Source organism: Curtobacterium sp. MWU13-2055 (genome assembly GCF_023242305.1).
In the GTDB taxonomy this organism is placed as follows: Bacteria; Actinomycetota; Actinomycetes; order Actinomycetales; family Microbacteriaceae; genus Curtobacterium.
The window spans coordinates 304,731-326,626 of sequence record NZ_JALLIO010000001.1 but is presented as its reverse complement, the minus strand read 5'-3'; the positions used below and the strand labels follow the sequence as shown (position 1 = coordinate 326,626).

Annotated in this window: 21 protein-coding genes; 10 read left to right on the top strand and 11 right to left on the bottom strand. The window is 69.5% G+C overall.

Annotated features, from left to right (window positions below; genetic code table 11):
* Positions 1–68 precede the first annotated feature (68 nt).
* Positions 69–1,778 carry a maltose alpha-D-glucosyltransferase gene (gene treS / locus M4960_RS01445; RefSeq protein WP_111084171.1) on the top strand — a complete coding sequence of 570 codons (1,710 nt, stop codon included), beginning with the start codon at positions 69–71 and terminating at the stop codon, positions 1,776–1,778.
* Positions 1,779–1,836: 58 nt separating this feature from the next.
* Positions 1,837–2,580, top strand: a complete 744-nt coding sequence (locus M4960_RS01440) for a 3'-5' exonuclease (RefSeq protein ID WP_123339893.1) — start codon at positions 1,837–1,839, stop codon at positions 2,578–2,580.
* Between the two features lie 76 nt (positions 2,581–2,656).
* Here the strand turns inward: M4960_RS01440 and M4960_RS01435 are convergent, their stop codons facing one another.
* From M4960_RS01435 to glgA, 3 genes are all read right to left on the bottom strand, one after another.
* Positions 2,657–2,905 (bottom strand): type B 50S ribosomal protein L31, encoded by a 249-nt coding sequence (locus M4960_RS01435; protein WP_017887280.1) that lies wholly within the window; start codon positions 2,903–2,905, stop codon positions 2,657–2,659.
* Positions 2,906–3,013: 108 nt separating this feature from the next.
* Positions 3,014–3,796: an ABC transporter ATP-binding protein gene (locus M4960_RS01430; protein WP_111083979.1), complete on the bottom strand. Its 783-nt coding sequence runs from the start codon at positions 3,794–3,796 to the stop codon at positions 3,014–3,016.
* Between the two features lie 9 nt (positions 3,797–3,805).
* Positions 3,806–5,005, bottom strand: coding sequence for a glycogen synthase (gene glgA / locus M4960_RS01425; protein WP_123294382.1), 1,200 nt, complete (start codon positions 5,003–5,005; stop codon positions 3,806–3,808).
* Positions 5,006–5,052: 47 nt separating this feature from the next.
* Between glgA and glgC the strand changes: the two genes are divergently transcribed.
* The gene (gene glgC, locus M4960_RS01420) at positions 5,053–6,294 is read left to right on the top strand and encodes a glucose-1-phosphate adenylyltransferase (protein ID WP_123294454.1); all 1,242 of its coding nucleotides are present in this window, start codon (positions 5,053–5,055) and stop codon (positions 6,292–6,294) included.
* 99 nt (positions 6,295–6,393) lie between these two features.
* Positions 6,394–7,032, top strand: coding sequence for a phosphoserine phosphatase SerB (gene serB / locus M4960_RS01415; protein WP_333925945.1), 639 nt, complete (start codon positions 6,394–6,396; stop codon positions 7,030–7,032).
* Between the two features lie 90 nt (positions 7,033–7,122).
* Here the strand turns inward: serB and fabG are convergent, their stop codons facing one another.
* Entirely contained in the window at positions 7,123–7,836 is a 714-nt protein-coding gene (fabG, locus tag M4960_RS01410; RefSeq protein WP_027465673.1) for a 3-oxoacyl-ACP reductase FabG, read from the bottom strand.
* Positions 7,837–8,001: 165 nt separating this feature from the next.
* Between fabG and M4960_RS01405 the strand changes: the two genes are divergently transcribed.
* Genes M4960_RS01405 through M4960_RS01395 form a run of 3 tightly spaced genes read left to right on the top strand, consistent with a single transcriptional unit; the run spans position 8,002 to position 9,709 of the window.
* On the top strand, positions 8,002–8,424 hold the full coding sequence (locus tag M4960_RS01405; RefSeq protein ID WP_248703284.1) for a DUF3099 domain-containing protein: 423 nt from the start codon (positions 8,002–8,004) through the stop codon (positions 8,422–8,424).
* Positions 8,424–8,732, top strand: a complete 309-nt coding sequence (locus M4960_RS01400; RefSeq protein WP_374114431.1) for a hypothetical protein — start codon at positions 8,424–8,426, stop codon at positions 8,730–8,732. The genes M4960_RS01405 and M4960_RS01400 overlap by 1 nt, the downstream gene beginning before the upstream one ends.
* Positions 8,729–9,709 carry an SURF1 family protein gene (locus M4960_RS01395; RefSeq protein ID WP_131880192.1) on the top strand — a complete coding sequence of 327 codons (981 nt, stop codon included), beginning with the start codon at positions 8,729–8,731 and terminating at the stop codon, positions 9,707–9,709. Before M4960_RS01400 ends, M4960_RS01395 begins: the two co-directional genes overlap by 4 nt.
* A 329-nt stretch (positions 9,710–10,038) precedes the next feature.
* Here the strand turns inward: M4960_RS01395 and M4960_RS01390 are convergent, their stop codons facing one another.
* A complete protein-coding gene (locus tag M4960_RS01390) occupies positions 10,039–11,637 on the bottom strand; it encodes an ABC-F family ATP-binding cassette domain-containing protein (RefSeq protein ID WP_123294378.1) in 1,599 nt (532 codons plus the stop codon).
* Positions 11,638–11,752: 115 nt separating this feature from the next.
* On the opposite strand from M4960_RS01390, the gene M4960_RS01385 reads away from it, so the two are divergent.
* Positions 11,753–12,352, top strand: coding sequence for a biotin transporter BioY (locus M4960_RS01385; protein ID WP_248703283.1), 600 nt, complete (start codon positions 11,753–11,755; stop codon positions 12,350–12,352).
* Positions 12,353–12,622: 270 nt separating this feature from the next.
* On the opposite strand, the gene M4960_RS01380 is transcribed toward M4960_RS01385, so the two are convergent.
* From M4960_RS01380 to sufB, 5 genes are all read right to left on the bottom strand, one after another.
* On the bottom strand, positions 12,623–12,952 hold the full coding sequence (locus M4960_RS01380; RefSeq protein WP_111083972.1) for a metal-sulfur cluster assembly factor: 330 nt from the start codon (positions 12,950–12,952) through the stop codon (positions 12,623–12,625).
* Positions 12,952–13,734, bottom strand: coding sequence for a Fe-S cluster assembly ATPase SufC (gene sufC, locus M4960_RS01375; protein WP_111083971.1), 783 nt, complete (start codon positions 13,732–13,734; stop codon positions 12,952–12,954). Before sufC ends, M4960_RS01380 begins: the two co-directional genes overlap by 1 nt.
* Before the next feature lie 71 nt (positions 13,735–13,805).
* Positions 13,806–14,132: a non-heme iron oxygenase ferredoxin subunit gene (locus tag M4960_RS01370; RefSeq protein ID WP_111083970.1), complete on the bottom strand. Its 327-nt coding sequence runs from the start codon at positions 14,130–14,132 to the stop codon at positions 13,806–13,808.
* Positions 14,132–15,397: a Fe-S cluster assembly protein SufD gene (sufD, locus tag M4960_RS01365; RefSeq protein WP_248703282.1), complete on the bottom strand. Its 1,266-nt coding sequence runs from the start codon at positions 15,395–15,397 to the stop codon at positions 14,132–14,134. Before sufD ends, M4960_RS01370 begins: the two co-directional genes overlap by 1 nt.
* Complete coding sequence (sufB, locus tag M4960_RS01360; protein WP_111083968.1) at positions 15,398–16,816, bottom strand: Fe-S cluster assembly protein SufB; 1,419 nt, start codon at positions 16,814–16,816, stop codon at positions 15,398–15,400.
* 252 nt (positions 16,817–17,068) lie between these two features.
* On the opposite strand from sufB, the gene M4960_RS01355 reads away from it, so the two are divergent.
* Positions 17,069–18,046 carry a heme A synthase gene (locus M4960_RS01355; protein ID WP_248703281.1) on the top strand — a complete coding sequence of 326 codons (978 nt, stop codon included), beginning with the start codon at positions 17,069–17,071 and terminating at the stop codon, positions 18,044–18,046.
* 360 nt (positions 18,047–18,406) lie between these two features.
* On the opposite strand, the gene M4960_RS01350 is transcribed toward M4960_RS01355, so the two are convergent.
* Positions 18,407–19,333: a heme o synthase gene (locus M4960_RS01350; protein WP_111083966.1), complete on the bottom strand. Its 927-nt coding sequence runs from the start codon at positions 19,331–19,333 to the stop codon at positions 18,407–18,409.
* Between the two features lie 432 nt (positions 19,334–19,765).
* On the opposite strand from M4960_RS01350, the gene tkt reads away from it, so the two are divergent.
* Positions 19,766–21,859: a transketolase gene (gene tkt / locus M4960_RS01345; protein WP_248703280.1), complete on the top strand. Its 2,094-nt coding sequence runs from the start codon at positions 19,766–19,768 to the stop codon at positions 21,857–21,859.
* Positions 21,860–21,896: the final 37 nt, after the last annotated feature.

Genomic DNA, 21,896 nt, shown 5'->3' with positions numbered 1-21,896 from the left:
CAGCATCGCGCGCCTATCGTGTCCGGGGCGGGCCGTCGACGGGCCCGTCGACGACGACGAGGAGCACGGTGACCTTCACAGCCCCGATCCAGCTGCCCGGCCTGACGCTCGACCCGCAGTGGTACAAGCGCTCGGTCTTCTACGAGTGCATGATCCGCTCGTTCGTCGATTCGAACGGCGACGGGATCGGCGACCTGCAGGGCGTGATCGGCAAGCTCGACTACCTGCAGTGGCTCGGCGTCGACGCCCTGTGGCTGCCGCCGTTCTTCCAGTCGCCGATGCGCGATGGCGGGTACGACATCGCCGACTACAAGGCGATCCTGCCCGAGTTCGGCACGCTCGACGACTTCCGCGAGCTCGTCACGAAGTCGCACGAGCGCAACATGCGCATCGTCATCGACATGGTGATCAACCACACCAGCGACCAGCACGAGTGGTTCCAGCAGTCCCGCGAGGACCCCGACGGCCCCTTCGGCGACTTCTACGTCTGGCGGGACACCGACGAGGAGTACCCGAACATCCGGGTCATCTTCGTCGACACCGAGGAGTCGAACTGGACGTTCGACCCGGTCCGCCGGCAGTTCTTCTTCCACCGGTTCTTCTCGCACCAGCCCGACCTGAACTTCGAGAACCCCGCCGTGGTCGAGGCCGTGTACGACGTCGTGCGGCACTGGCTCGACCTCGGTGTCGACGGTCTGCGGCTCGACGCGATCCCGTACCTGTTCGAGTCCGAAGAGGGCAACGGCGAGGGCGAACCGGAGACCCACGAGTTCATCAAGAAGATGCGCGCGATGGTGGACGACGAGTACCCCGGCCGTGTCCTGCTCGCCGAGGCGAACCAGTGGCCGCGCGAGACCGCCGCCTTCTTCGGCACCGACGAGGAGCCCGAGTGCCACATGGCATTCGACTTCCCGGTGATGCCCCGCATCTTCTACTCGCTCCGTGCCCAGCACGCCAAGGAGCTGTCGGCGATCCTGTCGGAGACGCTCGACGTGCCGTCCGCGGCAGCCTGGGGCGTGTTCCTCCGCAACCACGACGAGCTCACGCTCGAGATGGTCAGCGAGGAGTACCGGCAGGCCATGTACGGCTGGTACGGCTACGACCCCCGGATGCGCTCGAACATCGGCATCCGGCGCCGGCTCGCTCCCCTGCTCGACAACTCGCGGGCCGAACTCGAGCTCATCCACGCGCTGCTGTTCTCGCTGCCGGGCTCGCCGTTCCTGTACTACGGCGACGAGATCGGGATGGGCGACAACATTTGGCTGCCCGACCGCGACTCGTCCCGCACGCCGATGCAGTGGACCCCCGACCGCAACGCCGGGTTCTCCACGGCAGACCCGGGCAAGCTCTACCTGCCCGTGGTGCAGTCGCTCGTGTACAACTACGCGCAGGTCAACGTCGAGGCGCAGCTCGCCCAGTCCCGCTCCCTGCTGCACTGGGTGCGCAACGTCATCCACGTGCGGAAGGCCCACCCGGTGTTCGGGCTCGGGACCCTGCACGTGCAGGAGACGTCGAACGAGTCGGTGCTCGCGTTCGTGCGCTCGTGGGAGGGCTCCGGGCAGCAGTTCGGGCCGTCGGCGGAGGACGTGCTGTGCGTGTTCTCGTTCGCCACGAACCCGACGTCGGTCACCGTGTCGGCTCCCGAGTTCGCCGGTCGGCCGCTCTACGACCTGTTCGGCGGCGGTTCGTTCCCCGCGTTCGACGAGGACGGCACCGTCACGCTGACCCTCGGGACGCAGTCGTTCTACTGGCTGCACGTCGGCGCGCCGGTCGGGTAGCACCGGTCGTGTCAGTGCGTCCCGTTAGCCTGACCGCGTGACGTTCCCCACAGCACAGCTGGATCCGACAGCACAGCTCGACACGCCCGCCCCGGCGCAGGACCTCTCCGGACGCCCCTGGTGGCACGCCCTCGGCGTCTTCGACCTCGAGACCACCGGTGTCGACGTCGAGACGGCGCGGATCGTCACGGCGCACGTCGGCCTCATCGACATGACGGGTGCCTCCATCGCCGAGGGTGCGTGGATCGCCGACCCGGGCATCGCGATCCCCGAGGGCGCCGCGGCCGTGCACGGCTACACCACCGAGCGCGCCCAGGCCGAGGGGCGTCCCGCGGCCGAGGTCGTCGCCGAGATCATCGCCGCGATCGAGGCGGTGTTCGCCCGCGGCATCCCGCTGGTGATCTACAACGCCCCGTACGACCTGACGGTCCTCGACCGCGAGGCAAAGCGACACGGGTTCGCCTCCCCCGTCATCGGCAACGTCGTCGACCCGCTCGTGATCGACAAGGCCCTCGACACCTTCCGCAAGGGCAAGCGCACGCTCGAGGCGGCGTCCGAGCTGTACGGCGTCACCCTCGACGACGCGCACGACGCCGGCGCCGACGCCATCGCCGCAGGTCGGGTCGCCCAGGCCATCGCCGGCAAGTACCAGGACGAGCTCGGCATCTCGGCAGAAGAGCTCCACCGCAAGCAGGTCGGGTGGTGCGCCGAGCAGGCGACCTCGTTCCAGGAGTACATGCGCAAGAAGCGCGACCCGTCCTTCACCGCCGACGGTCGCTGGCCGCACCGCAACGGCGCCTGACCCGCGCACCGGCCGCACGACGCAGAACGGGCGGTCCTCCCGAAGGAGGACCGCCCGTTCTGCTGTTGCCGAAGGACTACTTGGAGAAGCCCTTGAAGCGCTGGTTGAACTTCTCGACGCGACCGGCCGAGTCGAGGATGCGCTGCTTGCCCGTGTAGAACGGGTGCGAAGCGGACGAGATCTCGACGTCGATCACCGGGTAGGTGGCACCGTCGAGCTCGATCGTCTTGTCGCTGTTCGCGGTCGAACGCGTCAGGAAGGTCTCACCGGAGGCCAGGTCACGGAAGACGATGGCGCGGTACTCGGGGTGGGTGTCGGTCTTCATGGAGTTTCCTCGATAGCGGTAGCGGTGGTGGGATTGCGCGAGATGCGCGGGAAGTCATCGGCTTGCGCCAGCCGTCAACGTTACCAGACGGACGGCGCGATCGCAGCGCTAGGACGCGCGCGCCGTGTACCGACCGGCGTCCTTCGTGACGGACAACGCGATGCCGAACGCCTCGGTCAGGGTCTGGTCGGTCAGGACCTCGTCGATGGGCCCGGCGGCCTGCACGTGGCCGTCGGCGAGCACCAGCGCGTGGGTGAACCCGGCAGGGATCTCCTCGACGTGGTGGGTGACGATCACGATGGCCGGCGAGTCGGCGCTCTGGGCGTAGCCGCCGAGGGTGCGGACGAGGCTCTCACGGGCACCGAGGTCGAGCGAGGCGGCCGGTTCGTCCAGGAACAGGATCTCCGGGTCGGTCATGACGGCACGGGCGATCTGGACGCGCTTCTGCTCGCCGTCGCTCAGCTCGCCGAAGGTGCGGTCGGTGAACGACCCCAGGCCCCACTCCTCGAGCACGCGCTGGGCACGGCGGACGTCGAGCTCCTCGTACTCCTCGTTCCAGCGACCCGTGACCGAGTACGCGGCCGTCAGCACGACGTCGATGACCTTCTCGGTCACCGGGATGCGACGGGCCAGGGCGGTCGACGCGAAGCCGATGCGCGGGCGGAGCTCGAACAGGTCGGCGCCGCCCAGCTCGGTGCCGAGCACCTCGACGTCACCCGAGGTCGGGAACGTCTGGGCACCGGCGACCTGCAGCAGCGTGGTCTTGCCGGCGCCGTTCGCGCCGAGCACGACCCAGCGTTCGTCGTCCTGCACCCCCCACGAGATCGAGTCGAGGATGGTGGCCCCGTTGCGGACCACGGAGACGTCTGACAAGCGCACGACCGAGGGCATGCGACCAGCCTACGGGTTCCGGCCGAGCACCTCGTCGTAGACCTGCCGTGTCCTCGTGGCGATCGCGTCCCACGTGAACTCGGACTCGACGCGCAGGCGTCCGGCGCGGCCCATGAGCTTCGCGAGCCCCTCGTCGGCGAGCACCTCGTTGAGGGTCGCGGCCAGGTCCGCCACGTACTTGTCGGGGTCGGTCGGGGTGCCCGTGCCGTCCTGCGCCTGGTCGATCGGCACGATGCGACCGGTGAAGCCGTCCGCGACGACCTCGGGGATGCCCCCGGTGCCGGTGCCGACGACGGGGATGCCGCACGCCATGGCCTCGAGGTTCACGATGCCGAGCGGTTCGTAGATCGACGGGCACACGAACACGGTGCCCGAGGACAGCACGTTCACGATCTCCTCGTGCGCGAGCATCCGGTCGATCCACACGACGCCCTCGCGCTGCTCGCGCAGGCCCTCGACCAACCCGGTGACCTCGGCGAGGATCTCCGGGGTGTCCGGGGCACCGGCGCACAGCACGATCTGGACGTCCTCGGGGAGCGACGCCACGGCGCGGAGCAGGTAGGGCAGGCCCTTCTGCCGGGTGATGCGACCGACGAAGACGACGCTGGGGCGCGACGGGTCGATGCCGAGGGCGCGGACGGCGTCCTCGTCGACCTGCGGCTTCCAGGCGTCGATGTCGATGCCGTTGTAGACGACGTGCACCTTCGACGGGTCGATCGACGGGTACGAGCGCAGGATGTCGGCGCGCATGGCCTTCGACACCGCGATGACGCCGTCGGCGTTCTCGAACGCCTCGCGTTCCATCCAGCTCGACAGGCGGTAGCCGCCGCCGAGCTGCTCGGCCTTCCACGGGCGGAGCGGCTCGAGGCTGTGCGCCGTGACGACGTGGGGGATCCCGTAGGTCAACTGCGCGATCCGGCCCGCCGAGTTCGCGTACCAGGTGTGCGAGTGCACGAGATCGGCGCCCTCGACGTCGGCGGCGATGGCCACGTCGGTGCCGAGCGCCTGCAGTGCACCGTTCGCCTGCTCGAGGCCGGCCGGCGTGCGGTACCCCCAGACGTCGGCTTCGTCGCGGAAGGCCCCGAACGCCCGGACACGGACGTCGGTGTCCGTCCCCGACCGCAGCGCAGCGGTGAGTTCGGACACGTGGACACCCGCACCGCCGTAGACCTCCGGCGGATACTCCCTGGTCAGTAGATCGACTCGCACGGGTTCAAGGTAACCGGTTCCCAGTGCTGACGCCTACTGTGAGCGGCATGGCACCAAAGAAGGTCTTCGGCATCGTGCTCGCTGGCGGCGAGGGGAAACGGCTCATGCCGCTCACGGCCGACCGGGCGAAGCCCGCAGTCCCGTTCGGCGGGAACTTCCGTCTCATCGACTTCGCACTGTCGAACCTGGTGAACTCCGGTCTGCAGAAGATCGTCGTCCTCACCCAGTACAAGTCGCACAGTCTCGACCGGCACGTCGCCGAGACCTGGCGCATGGAGGGCCTGCTCGGGTCCTACGTGGCGTCGGTCCCCGCGCAGCAGCGACTCGGCAAGCGCTGGTTCGCCGGCTCGGCCGACGCGATCCTGCAGTCGCTCAACCTGCTCCGCGACGAGCGTCCCGACATCGTCGTCGTGGTCGGCGCCGACCACGTGTACCGGATGGACTTCCACCAGATGGTCGAGGCGCACATCGCCTCGGGTCGCAGCGCCACCGTCGCGGCGATCCGTCAGCCCATCGAGCTCGCCGACCAGTTCGGCGTCATCCAGGTGGACGCCGACGACCCGACGAAGATCGACGCCTTCCTCGAGAAGCCGAAGAACCCGGTCGGACTCGCCGACTCCCCCGGCGAGGTCCTCGCCTCGATGGGCAACTACGTGTTCAACGCGGACGCCCTCGTCGACGCGGTGCTCCGCGACGGCCAGGTCGAGTCGTCCGCGCACGACATGGGCGGCGACATCGTCCCCGACTTCGTGGACCGCGGCGACGCCGGTGTCTACGACCTGCAGCGCAACGAGGTCCCCGGGTCCACCGACCGTGACAAGTACTACTGGCGCGACGTGGGGACGATCGACTCGTTCTTCGACGCGCACATGGACCTCATCGCCCCGGTGCCGGTGTTCAACCTGTACAACCAGGACTGGCCGATCTTCAACCAGCAGACGAACCTGCCGCCGGCGAAGTTCGTGCGGGACGCCAACGGCAACACCGGCTCGACGGTCGACTCGCTCGTGTCGCTCGGCTGCCTGGTGTCGGGCGCACAGGTCGAACGCAGCATGATCGGCCCGTGGTGCGGGATCGACTCCGGCGCGAAGGTCCTCGACTCGATCGTGTTCGAGCGGGCGACGATCGGCGCCGGTTCGGTCGTGAACCGGGCGATCCTGGACAAGGACGTCGTCATCGCGCCGGGTGCGCAGGTCGGCATCGACCGTGAGGCCGACGAGGCCCGCGGCTTCACCGTGACCGAGTCGGGCATCACCGTGGTCGGCAAGGGCGTCCGCGTCGACGCGTAGCGTCGGCCGGTCACGTCGACACCGACGAACGGACGGACAGGAGGCACGGCTCGCGTCATGGACGCGGGCCGTGCCTCCGTCTGTCGGTACCGTTGGTCCGTGCCCCGCTTCCTCGTCGTCCTCGATGCCGATTCCACCCTCCTCGAGGACGAGGTGATCGAACTCCTCGCGGACACCGCCGGGACCCGGCCACAGGTCGCGGCGATCACGGAGCGCGCCATGCGCGGGGAGATCGACTTCGCCGAGAGCCTCCGGGAGCGTGTCGCGACCCTGGCGGGCCTCCCGGTCGACGTCTTCCGACGCGCACAGCAGGCGGTCCGCGTGACGCGGGGTGCCGACCAACTCGTCCGCGGCGTGCACGCCGCCGGTGGGACCGTCGGCGTCGTGTCCGGCGGGTTCCACGAGGTCCTCGACCCGTTCGCCGAGCAGCTCGGTCTCGACCACTGCCGGGCGAACCGGCTCGAGGTGGCCGACGGCGTGCTGACCGGACGTGTGCTCGGCGACGTCGTGGACGCGCACGCCAAGGCCGTCGCCCTGCGCGAGTGGGCCGAGGCCGACGGCGTGGACGTGGTCCGCACCGTCGCGATCGGCGACGGGGCGAACGACCTCGAGATGATGCGCGTCGCCGCCCTGTCGGTGGCGTTCGACGCGAAGCCGCGCGTGCGGGAGCAGGCGGACGTCGCCGTCGTGGACCGCGACCTGTCCGCCGTGCTCGCGACGCTCGGCCTGCGCGGCTGAGCGGACCGTCCGGTTCTTCGCGCTCAGCGACACCTCGCGTGCGCGAGCACCCGTGAACCGTCGCTGAGCACGAAACGACGCGCAGGCTGGCTAGTGGCCCATGCCGAGGCCGCCGTCGACCGGGATGATCGCGCCGGAGACGTAGCCGGCCCCGTCGCTCGCCAGGAACAGCGTGGCGTCGGCGACGTCGTCGACCGTGCCGTACCGGGCCGCCGGGATCGCCTTCTTGAACTCGGCCTGCAGCTCGTCGGACAGCGCGGCCGTCATGTCGGTCTGGATGAACCCGGGCGCGACGACGTTGGCGGTGATGCCACGCGAGCCGAGCTCACGGGTGATCGACCGGGCCATGCCGACCAGGGCGGCCTTCGACGACGCGTAGTTGACCTGGCCGATCTGGCCGTAGGCGCCGACAACGCTCGACATGAGCACGATGCGACCGAACTTCGCCTTCATCATGCCCTTGGTCGCGCGCTTCACGACCCGGAACGTGCCGGTCAGGTTGGTGTCGACGACGCTCGTGAAGTCGTCCTCGGACATGCGGAGCAGCAGCTGGTCGTTCGTGATCCCGGCGTTGGCCACGAGCACCTCGATCGGTCCGAGCTCGGCCTCGACCTGCGTGAAGGCGGCGTCCACCGAGGCCGTGTCGGTGATGTCGGCCTGCACGGTGAGGGCCCCTTCGGGTCCGCCCTGTCCGCTGCGCGACGTGACCGCGACGCGGTGCCCGGCGGCGACGAAACGCTCGGCGAGGGCGTGGCCGATGCCGCGGTTGCCGCCGGTGATCAGGACGGTACGGGGGGTGCTCATGGTCGCTCCGTTCGGTGGTGGTGTGCGGTCGTGTCGCGCCGACGGGTCGGCGGACACGCCCGGACGAGCGTAGCGGAGCCAGCACCGCAGCCCGTTCGCGCGCGGCGCACCCACGATCGGCCCCGGAGGCTTAGGCTGGACCACGGGTAGACGGAGACCATCTGTATGAAGAGCACGCACACCAGCATCACCACGCTCCCGGATTCGCCGGAGCTGGACCGGGCGCACCGCCTGTCCCGCTACGTGTGGCAGATGGCCATCCGCGTCGTCCTCTTCGTCGTGGCCGTGCTCGTCTACTCCATCTGGCACTCCTGGATCGCCGTCGTGCCGATCGTCCTCGCCGCCGTGATCCCCTGGGTCGCCGTGATCGTCGCGAACGCCGGCAGTCGGACTGAGAGCGACATGATCTCGCCCGCGGGTGCGATGCAGCTCTACGACGCGGTCGACCCGGGCCTCCGCGAGCAGCAGGAAGAGGACCGGGCCCAGGCCTACCGCGACGAGCAGGACCGCCTCCGGCAGCAGGCCCAGCACGCGCAGGACGAGTGGCAGCGCAACGGCGACCGCTCGAAGATGCGGGGACCCCGCTGATGGGCGCGACCTTCGACCTGCACACCGAACCGGGCTCGACCCCCGTCTGCTCCCGAGCCGGCTGCTCCAACACGGCAGCGTGGCGGGTGAACTGGCGCAACCCCCGGATCCACTCCGCCGACCGCGTGAAGATCTGGGCCGCGTGCGAGGAGCACCGCGACTTCCTCGCCGACTACCTGCGGTCCCGCACCTTCCCGGTGCGCGTCACCGGCATGCACGAGGACGTCGACCGGCTCGACGACGAACGCGACCCCGCCTCGTCGCCGAAGAACGACGTCGGGGTGCGCTCCACCGGCACCGGTCGATGACCGACGACTTCGACCCGCACTCCCGGTACGGCCGGAAGCACGCTGCCAAGCTGCAACGCGCCGCCGACCACGCCCGTCGCTCCGTGCCGGACGACGAACGCCCCACTCAGGACCCGGACGAGCCCTTCGTCGGCTGGCACTTCGTCCGCAGTCGCCGCTGGCTCGGGTACTTCGCGATCGCCGTGGCCTTCGCGATCGTGTGCGCGCTGTTCGGCATGTGGCAGTGGGACCGCCGCAACGAAGCGGTGCGCCAGAACGAGCAGGTCGCCCAGAACTACGACCACACCCCGGTCCCCCTCGACCAGGCGCTGCCGACGGCGTCGAGCTGGCAGGACGAGCAGGAGTGGCTCCGCGTCTCCGTGACCGGCCGCTACGACATCGACGCGCAGCTGCTCGTCCGCAACCGCGTGCACAACGGCCAGCCCGGCTTCGAGGTCCTCACCCCCCTGGTCACCGACGACGGCCGCGCGTTCATCGTCGACCGCGGCTGGGTCCCCACCGGCAACGCGCAGGACGCCCCCGACCACGTGCCCGCTCCCCCGTCGGGCGAGGTCACGGCGATCGTCCGGCTGCAGCAGAGCGAGCCCCGGATCCCCGGCCGTACCGACCCCGCGCACACGGACCAGGTGCAGTCGGTGACGCTGGCCGACGTCGCGAAGAAGGTCGACACCCCCATCTGGACGGGTGCGTACGGCGAGCTCGCCTCCGAGTCCCCCGCCCCGACCGAGGCACGCCCGCTCGGCTGGGAGCGTCCCACCGCCGACACCGGCCTGCACCTGAGCTACTTCATCCAGTGGTTCCTGTTCGCGGCCGGCGGCTTCGGGTTCCTGGCGTACGTCATGGTGCAGGAGTACCGGAACCTCAACCAGGACGACCCGGAGGAACGCGAGCGCGCCCAGGAGCGGCAGCGCCGCAAGGACGCCAAGCCGAAGACCGACGCCGAGATCGAGGACGACCTGATCGCGTCCCGCCGCTGACGCGCTGCGCCGGGCCGCTCGCCGCGGGCGCGCCGCCGCGCGGTCACCAGCCGTCGCCCGTCGACGCCGGTGACGACACGTGGTGACCACTCGGCGGACGTGAGCGGGTTGCCTTGACCGACGGGACAGCGGACGGGAGGCCCGTGGCGGCGTCGCCACGGGCCTCCCGTCCGTCCTACGGTCACGTCGACCACCACACGCCGCCCGGCCGCTGGTCACGACGCGCTCGCACGCGTGCCGCCGAGCGGTCACGAACCGTCGCTCGCCGGCGACGGCGACGACACATGGTGACCACTCGGCGAACCTGAGCGGGGTGTCGTGACCGCCCGCTAGGCGAGCTCGATGAGCTCCGCGTAGTCCTTGTTCCAGTGGTCCTCGGTGCCGTCCGGCAGGAGCAGCACGCGCTCGGGGTTGAGCGCCTCCACGGCACCGGCGTCGTGCGACACCAGGACGACGGCGCCCTCGAACCCGGCGAGGGCGTTCAGGATCTCCTCGCGCGACGCCGGGTCCAGGTTGTTCGTCGGTTCGTCGAGCAGCAGCACGTTCGCGCCCGAGACGACGATCATCGCGAGCGACAGACGCGTCTTCTCACCGCCGGACAGGACCCCGGCCTTCTTGTAGCCGTCGTCCCCGGTGAACAGGAACGAACCGAGCACGCGACGGGCCTCGGTCTCGTTGAGGTCGGTCGACGCCGACACCATGTTCTCGATCACGGTGCGGTTGATGTCGATGTTCTCGTGCTCCTGCGCGTAGTACCCGATGCGCAGACCGTGGCCGGGCTGGATCTCACCGGTGTCGGGCAGGTCGGCACCCGCGAGGATCCGGAGCAGCGTCGTCTTGCCGGCACCGTTGAACCCGAGGATGACGACGCGCGAACCGCGGTCGATCGCCAGGTCGACGCCCGCGAAGATCTCGAGCGACCCGTAGGACTTCGACAGCCCCTCGGCCATGAGCGGCGTGCGGCCGCACGGGGCCGGCGTGGGGAAGCGGATCTTGGCGACCCGGTCGGCGACGCGCTCGTCCTCGAGACCAGCGAGCAGCTTGTCGGCACGCGCGACCATCTGGTGCGCAGCGGCGGCCTTCGAGGCCTTCGCCCCGAACCGGGCGGCCTGGTCCTTGAGCGTGGCGGCCTTCTTCTCGGCGCCGGCGCGCTCCTTGCGACGACGCTCCTCGTCGGCGACGCGCTGCCGCTGGTAGAGCTTCCAGCCCATGTTGTAGATGTCGATGGTCTGGCGGTTGGCGTCGAGGTAGAACACGCGGTTGACGACCTCTTCCACGAGTTCGACGTCGTGGGAGATGATGATGACGCCCCCGGGGTAGGTCTTCAGGTGCTCGCGCAGCCACACGACCGAGTCGGCGTCGAGGTGGTTCGTGGGCTCGTCGAGGATCATCGTCTCGGCGTCCGAGAACAAGATCCGCGCGAGCTCGATGCGACGACGCTGACCACCGGACAGGGTCTTGAGCTGCTGGTCGAGGATGCGGTCCGGCAGCTTGAGGTTCGACGCGATCGACGCCGCCTCGGCCTCGGCCGCGTAGCCGCCGAGCGCGTTGAACTGGTCGTCGAGTCGGCTGTACCGGCGCATCGCCTTCTCGGCGACGGCGGTGTCCTCGCTCGCCATGTCGAGCGTGGCGAGGCGGATGCCCTCCACGAGCTCACCGAGCCCGCGGGCGTCGAGGATGCGCTTGCGTGCGGTCTCCTCCGGGTCGCCGGAGCGCGGGTCCTGCGGCAGGTAGCCGATCTCACCACCGCGGTCGATCGTGCCGCCGTTCGGCTGCGTCTCGCCCGCGAGGGCCTTGGTCATCGTCGTCTTCCCCGCGCCGTTGCGGCCGACGAGTCCGATCTTCTCGCCCTTCTCGACACGGAAGGACACGTCTTCCATGAGGAGACGAGCTCCGACGCGGATCTCGAGTTCGTGCACGGCAAGCACAGTGGACGTCCAATCAGTTGGTGGGTTTGCACAACGACGTGTGCGTGAGGTGCACCGCTACGCTGACGGGACCGATGGTTCCGAACGGGACCAGCAGTCCATTCTAGGAGAATCCATGACGAACGCCACCGGGTTCGCTCCCCGCGCAGTCCTCGCCGACCGTCTGCGGACGCACGGGCTGGCCACGAACGCCGCCCTCGTCGCCGGCGGAGCCCTGTTCACCGCTGCGATGGCACAGCTCGAGGTCCCGATGTGGCCGGTCCCGATCACCGGGCAGACGCTCGCCGTCGTCCTCGTCGGCGCGACCCTGGGTGCCCGCCGCGGCATGCTCTCGCTGCTCGTCTACGCCGTCGCCGGCCTGGCGGGTGCGCCGTTCTTCGCCGACATGACCGGCGGCCTGCAGGCCCTGGCCGTGCCGAGCTTCGGCTACGTCATCGGGTTCATCCCCGCCGCGGGCGTCGTCGGTTGGCTGGCCCGCCGCAACTGGGACCGGCACTTCGGGCGTGCAGCCGTCGCGATGCTGCTCGCGAGCGCCATCCCGTTCGTGACCGGACTGCCGTACCTGGCGGTCGTGCTCGGGCAGCTCGGCGCACCGAACGACGTGCAGTCGGTGCTCGCCGCCGGCCTGTACCCGTTCATCGTCGGTGGGATCGCGAAGGCGCTCATCGCCGCGGGCATCGTGCCGCTCGCGTGGAAGGCGCTCGGCCGCCGCTGACGCGCGCACGACAACGGCCCCGCACCGATCGGTGCGGGGCCGTTCTGCGTCCGCTGCGTGCGGGGCGGCGGGCCGTGGGTCGGTCACGACTCCCCGCCAGCCGGACGCCGAGTGGTCACCTTCCGTCGCCCGGAGCGCGGTCGGCCGACAGAACGTGACCACTCGGCGAACGTGAGCGGCGTGTCGCGCCCCGCGCGCGGCGCGACCACGGACAGACGGGAGGCCCGGTGCCAGCTGGCACCGGGCCTCCCGTCTGCGGTGTGGTCGCGACTAGATCGCGAACCCGAGCGCGCGCATCATCTCGCGCCCGTCGTCGGTGATCCGTTCCGGACCCCACGGCGGCATCCAGACCCAGTTGATGCGGAAGGCGTCCACGATGCCGTCGAGGGCGTTCGCGGTGTCGCCCTCGATGACGTCGGTGAGCGGGCAGCCGGCACTCGTCAGCGTCATGCTGATCACGAGCGCCGAGGCCTCGTCGTCCCAGGCCAGGTCGTAGATCAGGCCGAGGTCGACGATGTTGACGCCGAGCTCCGGGTCCTGGACCTCCTTCAGGCCCTCGACGACCTCGTCGAACTTCTCCGGGGCGAGTGCCGCGATCATCAGGCCTGCGCCTCTGCGGCGGACGCCGCCGCGGCCTGCACGTAGCGGTCGTAGCCCTCGTTCTCGAGGCGGTCGGCGAGCTCCGGGCCACCCTGCTCGGCGACCTTGCCCGCGACGAACACGTGCACGAAGTCCGGCTTGATGTAGCGGAGGATGCGCGTGTAGTGCGTGATGAGCAGCACGCCGAGGCCGGTCGCGGCCTTGGCGCGGTTCACGCCCTCGGACACGATCTTCAGCGCGTCGACGTCGAGGCCGGAGTCGGTCTCGTCGAGCACGGCGAAGCGGGGCTTGAGGAGCTCGAGCTGCATGATCTCGTGGCGCTTCTTCTCGCCGCCGGAGAAGCCCTCGTTGACGTTGCGCTCGGCGAACGACGAGTCCATCTTGAGGTCGGCCATCGACTGGCGGAGCTCCTTGATCCAGCCGCGCAGGGCCGGGGCCTCGCCGTCGATCGCCGTCTTGGCGGTGCGGAGGAAGTTCGACACCGTCACGCCGGGGATCTCGACCGGGTACTGCATCGCCAGGAACATGCCGGCACGGGCGCGCTCGTCGACGCTCATCGCGAGGACGTCCTCGCCGTCGAGGGTGATCGAGCCACCGACGACGTTGTACCGGGGGTGCCCGGCGATCGTGTACGCCAGCGTGGACTTGCCGGAGCCGTTCGGCCCCATGATCGCGTGGATCTCGCCCTCGTTGATCGTGAGGTCGACACCCTTGAGGATCTCCTTGGTGCCCTGATCGGTGTCGATCGAGACCTGGAGGTCGCGGATTTCCAGAGTGGACATTGCTTGGGTTCCTTCGGTTTTCTGTCGTGTCGCGGACGGGCCGCGGAAAGTGTGGGGGCCGGGAGGCGGTGTCAGTCGACGGGCACGGGGTCGTGCACGTCGACGTAGACGTCGCCCTCGCGCACCTCGACCCGGAACACCGGGACGGGCTCGTACGCCGGGAAGTTCTGCGGCTTCCCCGTGGCGAGCGAGAAGCGGGAGCCGTGGGCCCAGCACTCGAGCGTGTCGCCCTCGATGAAGCCCTCGGCCAGCGAGATGTCCCCGTGGGTGCAGGTGTCGCCGATGGCGTGCACGGTGCCGGACGAGTCCTTCACGATGGCCACCGCGGTGCCGTCGACGACGGCGCGCATGGGGCTGTCCACCGCGATCTCGGACTCCGCGCAGACCTTCGTGGGCATCAGGCGTCGGCCTCCGCCGGCGCGACGATCACCGAGCGTCCCTCGGCGAGCTCTTGCTCGACCGCGGCGATGAGTCGTTCCTCGAGCTCGGGCGCGCCGATCTTCTGGATGACCTCGACCAGGAAGCCGAGCACGACGAGACGACGCGCTTCTTCCTCGGGGATGCCGCGGGCCTGCAGGTAGAACAGCTGCTCGTCGTCGAAGCGACCGGTCGCACTCGCGTGGCCGGCGCCCTCGATGTTGCCCGTCTCGATCTCGAGGTTCGGGATGCTGTCGGCACGGGTGCCGTCGGTCAGCACGAGGTTGCGGTTCTGCTCGTACGAGTCGGTGCCGTCACCGGCGCGACCGATGAGCACGTCACCGATCCACACGGTGTGCGCGCCCTTGCCCTGCAGCGCGCCCTTGTAGTTGACCCGACCGCGCGTGTTCGGCGCGTCGTGGTTCACGTAGACCTGCTGCTCGATGTACTGACCGGCGTCGGCGAAGCACACGCCGTACATCTCGGTGTCGGCGCCCTGCGCACCGAGGTGCGTCGAGGGGTTGACCCGGATGACGTCGCCGCCGAGCGAGACCACGACGTGCTTCAGGAAGGCGTCGCGGCCGACCTCGGCGAAGTGCGTCGAGACGTGCACCGCGTCGTCGTCCCAGTCCTGCAGGCTGACGACGGTCAGGCGCGCGCCGTCCTGCACGACGATCTCGATGTTCTCGCTGAGCAGTGCGCTGCCGCGGTTGTCGAGCACGACGATGCCCTGGGCGTGCGGCTCGGCCGTGATGACCGTGTGCGCCGCGCGGGGCTGCGTGCCGAAGTCGGAACGCGTGATGGTGATGAACTCGTGCGCCTCGGTTGCCTTGACGGTGACGGCGAGGACGGCGTCGCGCGCGGTCCACGCAGCGGCCGCTGCACGGTCCTCGGGCAGACCGGCGGTCCCGACGCGGGGGTCGTCGCTGCGACCCCACTCGACGTCGGCACCGTCGGACTGGCGGGCGAGGAACCGGTAGGCGGATCCGTCGAGACCACCGTCGAGGAGCGGCTGGAGCTTCGCCAGGGGCGCGAACTTCCAGTTCACCTCGCGGCCGGTGACGGTCGGGAACGCCTCGAGGTCGCCGGACTGGAACCGCTCGGAGCGGGTCTGGACCGGGATCTTCTTGTCCGGGGCGTCCCAGCCGCCGTCGGAGTGGGCTCCGGCGCCGTGCTGTTCGGCACCCTGGGCGGGTGCCGCGGGCTCGATCGGCTGGTCGATGTGGGGAGGGGTGGTGCTGGACATCTAGCCGACGGATCCTTCCATGCTCATCTCGATGAGCTTGTTGAGTTCGAGCGCGTACTCCATCGGGAGCTCGCGGGCGATCGGCTCGATGAAGCCACGGACGATCATCGCCATCGCTTCGTCCTCGGCCATGCCGCGGGACATCAGGTAGAAGAGCTGCTCCTCGCTCACGCGCGAGACCGTGGCCTCGTGCCCGAGCTGGACGTCGTCGACGCGGATGTCGATCGCCGGGTACGTGTCGCTCCGGCTGATCGTGTCGACGAGCAGCGCGTCGCACCGCACGGTGTTCGCCGCGTGGTGCGCCGCCGGGTCGACCCGAACCTCGCCGCGGTAGCCCGCACGACCGCCGCCACGGGCGATCGACTTCGAGACGATCGACGACGTCGTGTACGGCGCCATGTGGATCATCTTCGCGCCGGCGTCCTGGTGCTGGCCGGGGCCGGCGAACGCGACGGACAGGGTCTCGCCCTTGGCGTGCTCACCGGCGAGGTAGATCGACGGGTACTTCATCGTCACCTTGGAGCCGATGTTGCCGTCGATCCACTCCATCGTGGCGCCCTCGTGCGCGATCGCACGCTTGGTCACGAGGTTGTAGACGTTGTTCGACCAGTTCTGGATCGTCGTGTACCGAACGCGGGCGTTCTTCTTCACGATGATCTCGACGACGGCCGAGTGCAGCGAGTCCGACTTGTAGATCGGGGCGGTGCAGCCCTCGATGTAGTGGACGTAGGAGTCCTCGTCCGCGATGATCAGCGTCCGCTCGAACTGGCCCATGTTCTCGGTGTTGATCCGGAAGTAGGCCTGCAGCGGGATCTCGACGTGGACGCCCTTGGGGACGTAGACGAACGAGCCGCCGGACCACACGGCCGTGTTCAGCGCGGCGAACTTGTTGTCGCCGGCCGGGATCACGGTGCCGAAGTACTCCTGGAAGAGCTCGGGGTGCTCGCGGAGCGCGGTGTCGGTGTCCATGAAGATGACACCCTGCTGCTCCAGGTCCTCACGGATCTGGTGGTACACGACCTCGGACTCGTACTGCGCGGCGACACCGGCGACGAGGCGCTGGCGCTCGGCCTCGGGGATGCCGAGCTTCTCGTAGGTCGCGCGGATGTCCTCGGGGAGGTCCTCCCACGACTGCGCCTGCTTCTCGGTCGAGCGCACGAAGTACTTGATGTTGTCGAAGTCGATGCCCGTCAGGTCGGCACCCCACGTCGGCATCGGCTTGCGGCCGAAGAGCTGCAGGCCCTTGAGCCGGTTCTTGAGCATCCACTCGGGCTCGTGCTTGAGGTTCGAGATGTCGGTGACGACCTCGTCCGAGACCCCACGGCGGGCCGAGGCCCCGGCCGAGTCGGAGTCGGACCAGCCGAACTCGTATTGCCCGAGCCCTTCGAGCTCGGGACGGTCGATGAGCACGTCGGACATGGTCTCCTCGTTTCCTTCTCGCGGGGCAGCGTCTTCAGGTGTGAACCCGTGGCGTCTGGACGCCATTCCACCGCAGACCGCCGACAGGCGGACACGGTGCTGCTCCCTCGCAACGACAATGGTTCCACGCAGTCCCTGGATCGATCGGCGATCTCGGCCCATTCGGAGCCGGCGCCTGCCTAGACTTGACTGCTGCTGAACCCTCGAATCCTACAGGTTCACTGCACGGAACAACAGGAAGGCACCACCCTCGTGACTCGCGTCGGACCCCCCGTCGACCAGGATCTCCGGACCGCACGGTGGTGGTCGCTCCCCCGGGTCGTCGACCGCCGGGTCATCGCGCTGGCGTGGGCCTCGTTCGTGGTCGAGGTCGTGTTGATCGGCACCGGCGGCCTCGTCCGGCTGACCGCGTCGGGCCTCGGATGCCCCACCTGGCCCAAGTGCACGGCCGATTCGCTCGTCTCCACGCCCGAGATGGGCATCCACGGGATCATCGAGTTCGGCAACCGACTGCTCACCTTCGTGCTCGTCATCGTGGCGATCGCGATGTTCCTGGCGGTCGTCCGGATGCTCCGCACGCGCCCCGAACTGTTCTGGCTCGCGTTCGCTCAGGGCGTCGCTATCCCGGTCCAGGCCGTCATCGGCGGGCTCAGCGTGCTCACGAACCTCAACCCGTTCGTCGTCGGGCTGCACTTCGTCGTGTCCGCCGCCCTGACCTCGGTCACCGCGGCCCTGGTCTACCGGACGGTGCACGGCCCGCGCACCAGCCACCGCCTCGTGCCCGGCTGGTACACCGGCGTCGTCCGCGGCACCGTCGCCGCCGTCGTGGTCACCGTGCTCGTCGGCATCCTGACGACCGGCAGCGGCCCGCACGCCGGTGCCGACGAGGCCGTCGACGGCGGGATGCTGCACCGCACGGGCTTCGACCCCGCGGTCATGGAGCACGTGCACGCCTGGCCCGCGTACGCCCTGTTCGCGCTGACCCTCGTGCTCGTCGTCGGCGCCGTCCGACTGCGGATCTCGAGCAAGTGGGCGCTGTTGCTGCTCGTCGTCGAGTTCCTGCAGATCGCCGTCGGTCTGACCCAGGCCCGCACCGGCCTGCCCGTCGGGCTGGTGGGCACGCACATGGTGCTCGCCGGGCTGCTCGTCGGAGCCACCACGGCGGTCGTCCTCGCCACGCGCGCCAGCGCCGGTCGCGAGGCCGTGCGGGAACCACTCGACGCCGCCTGACGCCCGGGCGCGTCGCACGCGCCACACCCGTTCTGCGACACCCCACGAGTCGATCGACTCGTGGGGTGTCGTTCGTTGCACACGCATCCCGGGCCACGCGTGCGCCCCGCGCCCAGGCAGGCACCCGGCGGCCGGGAGGCCCGTGGCGGCCCCGCCCCGCGCCTCCCGGCCGCCTGGTGGGCACGTCCACAGCCGCGCCAGATCGCGCACTGACCCGCAACGACGTCCTCGACGTCGTGCGACGTCGAGGACGTCGCAACCCCGCGCCCGCAACCGTCGCGCACGCGCACCGACGACGAAGGCGACGTCGTACGACATCGAGTTCGTCGTACGACGTCGCCCAGTGGCGCCGCGCAGTGCTTAGAAGGTGAAGACCTGCGGCAGCAGCGGGTCGATGCCCACGGCGATGAAGAGCAGCGTCAGGTACGTGATCGAGCTGTGGAACACGCGCATCGGCTGAACGTGCTCGACGTGCTGGATCGCCCGCGAGTACAGCCGGTGCGACTCGACGACGAACCAGATGCCGCCGGCCAGCGCGACCACGGTGTACAGCGGGCCCATGTGCGCAACGGGGATGAGCAGGAGCGAGCAGACGAGCGTCGCCCAGGCGTACAGCACGACCTGCAGGCCGACGACGGTGCGACCGCGGACCACGGCGAGCATCGGGACGTCGGCGGCGTCGTAGTCGTCGCGGTACTTCATCGACAGCGGCCAGTAGTGCGGCGGCGTCCAGAGGAAGATCACCATGAAGAGGATGACCGGGGCCCAGGTGAGCGAGCCGGTGACACCCGCCCAGCCGATGAGCACGGGCATGCAGCCGGCCGAGCCGCCCCACACGATGTTCTGCGGGGTGCGGCGCTTGAGCCACAGCGTGTAGACGAACACGTAGATGAGGATCGCGATGACGCTCAGGGCCGCGGCGAGCCAGTTCACCAGGAACCCGAGCACCGCGGTCGACAGGACGCCGAGGATCCACGAGAACACGAGGGCTTCGCGGTCCGAGAGCTCACCGGTCACCAGCGGCCGGGTGCTCGTCCGCTTCATCAGGCGGTCGATGTCACGGTCGATGTAGCAGTTGAAGGCCGACGCCGAGCCGGCGGACATCGCCCCGCCCAGCATCGTCCAGAACACGAGCCAGAGGTCCGGCACGCCACGCTCGGCCAGGAACATGGTCGGCGCGGTGGTCACGAGCAGCAGCTCCATGACCCGCGGCTTGGTCAACGAGACGTACGCACGGACCTTGCGGGACAGCGTCGATCGGGGTCGATCGGTGTCGGGCCTGGTCACGGTGGCAGTCGGCAAGGGAACCTCAGTCTGTTCGCATCAGCTCGCACACTCGGTGGACGACTGCGGCGGCGTCCGGGCATGCGCTGACCCGGAATGTCCACGGGTCGTCGACAGTTTACGTGATGGAAGCGCCGCGATGATGCCCCGCTCCCCCATCCCGTGCAGAACGACGGGCCGCGGAGCACGACACGCCCGGCGGACGAGGGCCCGGGTGACCCGACTCGTGAACATCGGGCGTCACCTGAACCCCTTCTGAGTGGCTGGTCACTATGCTGGACCTGCCCTCCCGCAGTGCGCGCCCCGATGACGTCGGCCGCGATGAGCCGGTCGGCCGCCGCTAGACGGCGACACGACTCGGCCCCGGGATGGCCACATGTCCGTGCGATGGCACGAGCCCTCGCACATGTCGCATCAAGAAGGGTCAACATCCAAGTGGCTGAATTCACCTGGGACGCCATCGACCGGAAGGCCGTCGATACGGCCCGCGTTCTCGCCGCCGACTCGGTCGAGGCCGCCGGCAACGGTCACCCCGGCACCGCGATGAGCCTCGCGCCGCTCGCACACCTGCTCTTCCAGAAGGTGATGCGTCGCGACCCGAGCGACTCCACCTGGATCGGCCGCGACCGCTTCATCCTCTCCGCCGGTCACGCCTCGATCCTGCAGTACGTGCAGTTCTACCTGCACGGCTACGGCCTCGAGCTCGACGACCTGCAGCACCTGCGCAAGTGGGGCTCGAAGACCCCGGGTCACCCGGAGTACGGCCACACCGACGGTGTCGAGATCACCACCGGCCCGCTCGGCCAGGGCCTCGCGTCCTCGGTCGGCTTCGCCTACGCCCAGCGCTTCGAGCGCGGCCTGTTCGACCCGGAGACCCCGGCCGGCCAGTCGCCGTTCGACCACTTCACCTACGTGATCGCCGGTGACGGTGACATGCAGGAGGGCGTGACGAACGAGGCTGGCTCGCTCGCCGGCCGTCAGCAGCTCGGCAACCTGATCGCGTTCTACGACTCGAACCAGATCTCGATCGAGGACAACACCGACATCGCGTTCTCGGAGAGCGTCCCCGAGCGCTACGAGGCGCTCGGCTGGCACGTCCAGATCGTCGACTGGAAGAAGACCGGCGAGTACTCCGAGGACGCCGTGGAGCTCCACGCCGCGATCGAGGCCGCCCAGCAGGTCACCGACAAGCCGTCGCTCATCGTCCTCAAGACGATCATCGGCTGGCCGTCGCCGACCAAGCAGAACTCCGGCAAGATCCACGGTTCGGCGCTCGGCGCCGACGAGATCAAGGGCCTCAAGGAGGTCCTCGGCTTCGACACCGCGAAGACCTTCGAGGTCGCCCCCGAGGTCCTCGAGCACACCCGCGGCGCCGTCGCCAAGGGCCAGGCGCAGCACGCCGAGTGGCAGAAGACCTTCGACGCGTGGGCTGCTGCCAACGCCGACAAGAAGGCGCTGTTCGACCGCGTCAACGCCAAGGAGCTCCCCGCGGACCTCGAGGCAGCACTGCCGGTCTTCCCGACCGACAAGGCCGTCTCGACCCGTGCCGCCTCCGGCAAGGTCATCAACGCCATCGCGCCGCTGATGCCCGAGTTCTGGGGTGGCTCGGCCGACCTCGCCGAGTCGAACCTCACCACGATCGAGGGCGCCAAGTCCTTCGGTCCGGCCGAGGCCTCGACGTCGACGTGGAGCACCGACCCGTACGGCCGCGTGCTGCACTTCGGCATCCGCGAGCACGCCATGGGCTCGATCCTCAACGGCATCGTCCTGCACGGGAACACCCGCCCCTTCGGCGGCACGTTCCTGATCTTCAGCGACTACATGCGTCCGGCGGTCCGTCTCGCCGCGCTCATGGGCGCCCCGGCGATCTACGTCTGGACCCACGACTCCGTCGCCCTCGGCGAGGACGGCCCGACGCACCAGCCGATCGAGCAGGTCTCGTCGCTCCGTGCGATCCCGGGTCTCGACGTGGTCCGCCCCGCCGACGCCAACGAGGTCGCGTACGCCTGGCTCGAGATGCTCAAGCACACCGACCGCCCGGCCGGCATCGCGCTGAGCCGTCAGAACCTGCCGGTGTTCGAGCGTGGCGAGGGCGACGCCTCCGGTGAGGTCTTCGCCTCGGCGAAGAACGTCGCCAAGGGTGCGTACATCCTGGCCGAGGCGCCGAACGGCACCCCGGACGTGATCCTCATCGCGACCGGTTCCGAGGTGCAGATCGCCGTCGAGGCCCGTGAGCAGCTCAAGGGCGAGGGCATCAACGCCCGCGTCGTGAGCGCACCGTCCATCGAGTGGTTCCGCGCCCAGTCCGAGAACTACCAGGACCAGGTGCTCCCGAAGGACGTCACCGCTCGCGTGTCGGTCGAGGCCGGCATCGCCATGAGCTGGCGCGACATCGTCGGCGACAAGGGCCGCAGCGTCTCGATCGAGCACTTCGGTGCCTCGGCCGACTACCAGACGCTCTTCAAGGAGTTCGGCTTCACGACGGAACACGTCGTGGCCGCCGCGAAGGAATCCATCGCGGCTTCCTGACCCGCAGGGGCCGGGTCCGGTTCGCCGGATCCGGCCC

Coding starts and splice junctions, on each gene's coding strand:
- M4960_RS01435 (WP_017887280.1), bottom strand. CDS start 2,905: ATGAAGACCGACACCCACCCCGAGTACCGCGCCATCGTCTTCCGTGAC.
- M4960_RS01430 (WP_111083979.1), bottom strand. CDS start 3,796: ATGCCCTCGGTCGTGCGCTTGTCAGACGTCTCCGTGGTCCGCAACGGG.
- glgC (WP_123294454.1), top strand. CDS start 5,053: ATGGCACCAAAGAAGGTCTTCGGCATCGTGCTCGCTGGCGGCGAGGGG.
- fabG (WP_027465673.1), bottom strand. CDS start 7,836: ATGAGCACCCCCCGTACCGTCCTGATCACCGGCGGCAACCGCGGCATC.
- M4960_RS01405 (WP_248703284.1), top strand. CDS start 8,002: ATGAAGAGCACGCACACCAGCATCACCACGCTCCCGGATTCGCCGGAG.
- M4960_RS01400 (WP_374114431.1), top strand. CDS start 8,424: ATGGGCGCGACCTTCGACCTGCACACCGAACCGGGCTCGACCCCCGTC.
- M4960_RS01395 (WP_131880192.1), top strand. CDS start 8,729: ATGACCGACGACTTCGACCCGCACTCCCGGTACGGCCGGAAGCACGCT.
- M4960_RS01385 (WP_248703283.1), top strand. CDS start 11,753: ATGACGAACGCCACCGGGTTCGCTCCCCGCGCAGTCCTCGCCGACCGT.
- M4960_RS01380 (WP_111083972.1), bottom strand. CDS start 12,952: ATGATCGCGGCACTCGCCCCGGAGAAGTTCGACGAGGTCGTCGAGGGC.
- sufC (WP_111083971.1), bottom strand. CDS start 13,734: ATGTCCACTCTGGAAATCCGCGACCTCCAGGTCTCGATCGACACCGAT.
- M4960_RS01370 (WP_111083970.1), bottom strand. CDS start 14,132: ATGCCCACGAAGGTCTGCGCGGAGTCCGAGATCGCGGTGGACAGCCCC.
- sufD (WP_248703282.1), bottom strand. CDS start 15,397: ATGTCCAGCACCACCCCTCCCCACATCGACCAGCCGATCGAGCCCGCG.
- sufB (WP_111083968.1), bottom strand. CDS start 16,816: ATGTCCGACGTGCTCATCGACCGTCCCGAGCTCGAAGGGCTCGGGCAA.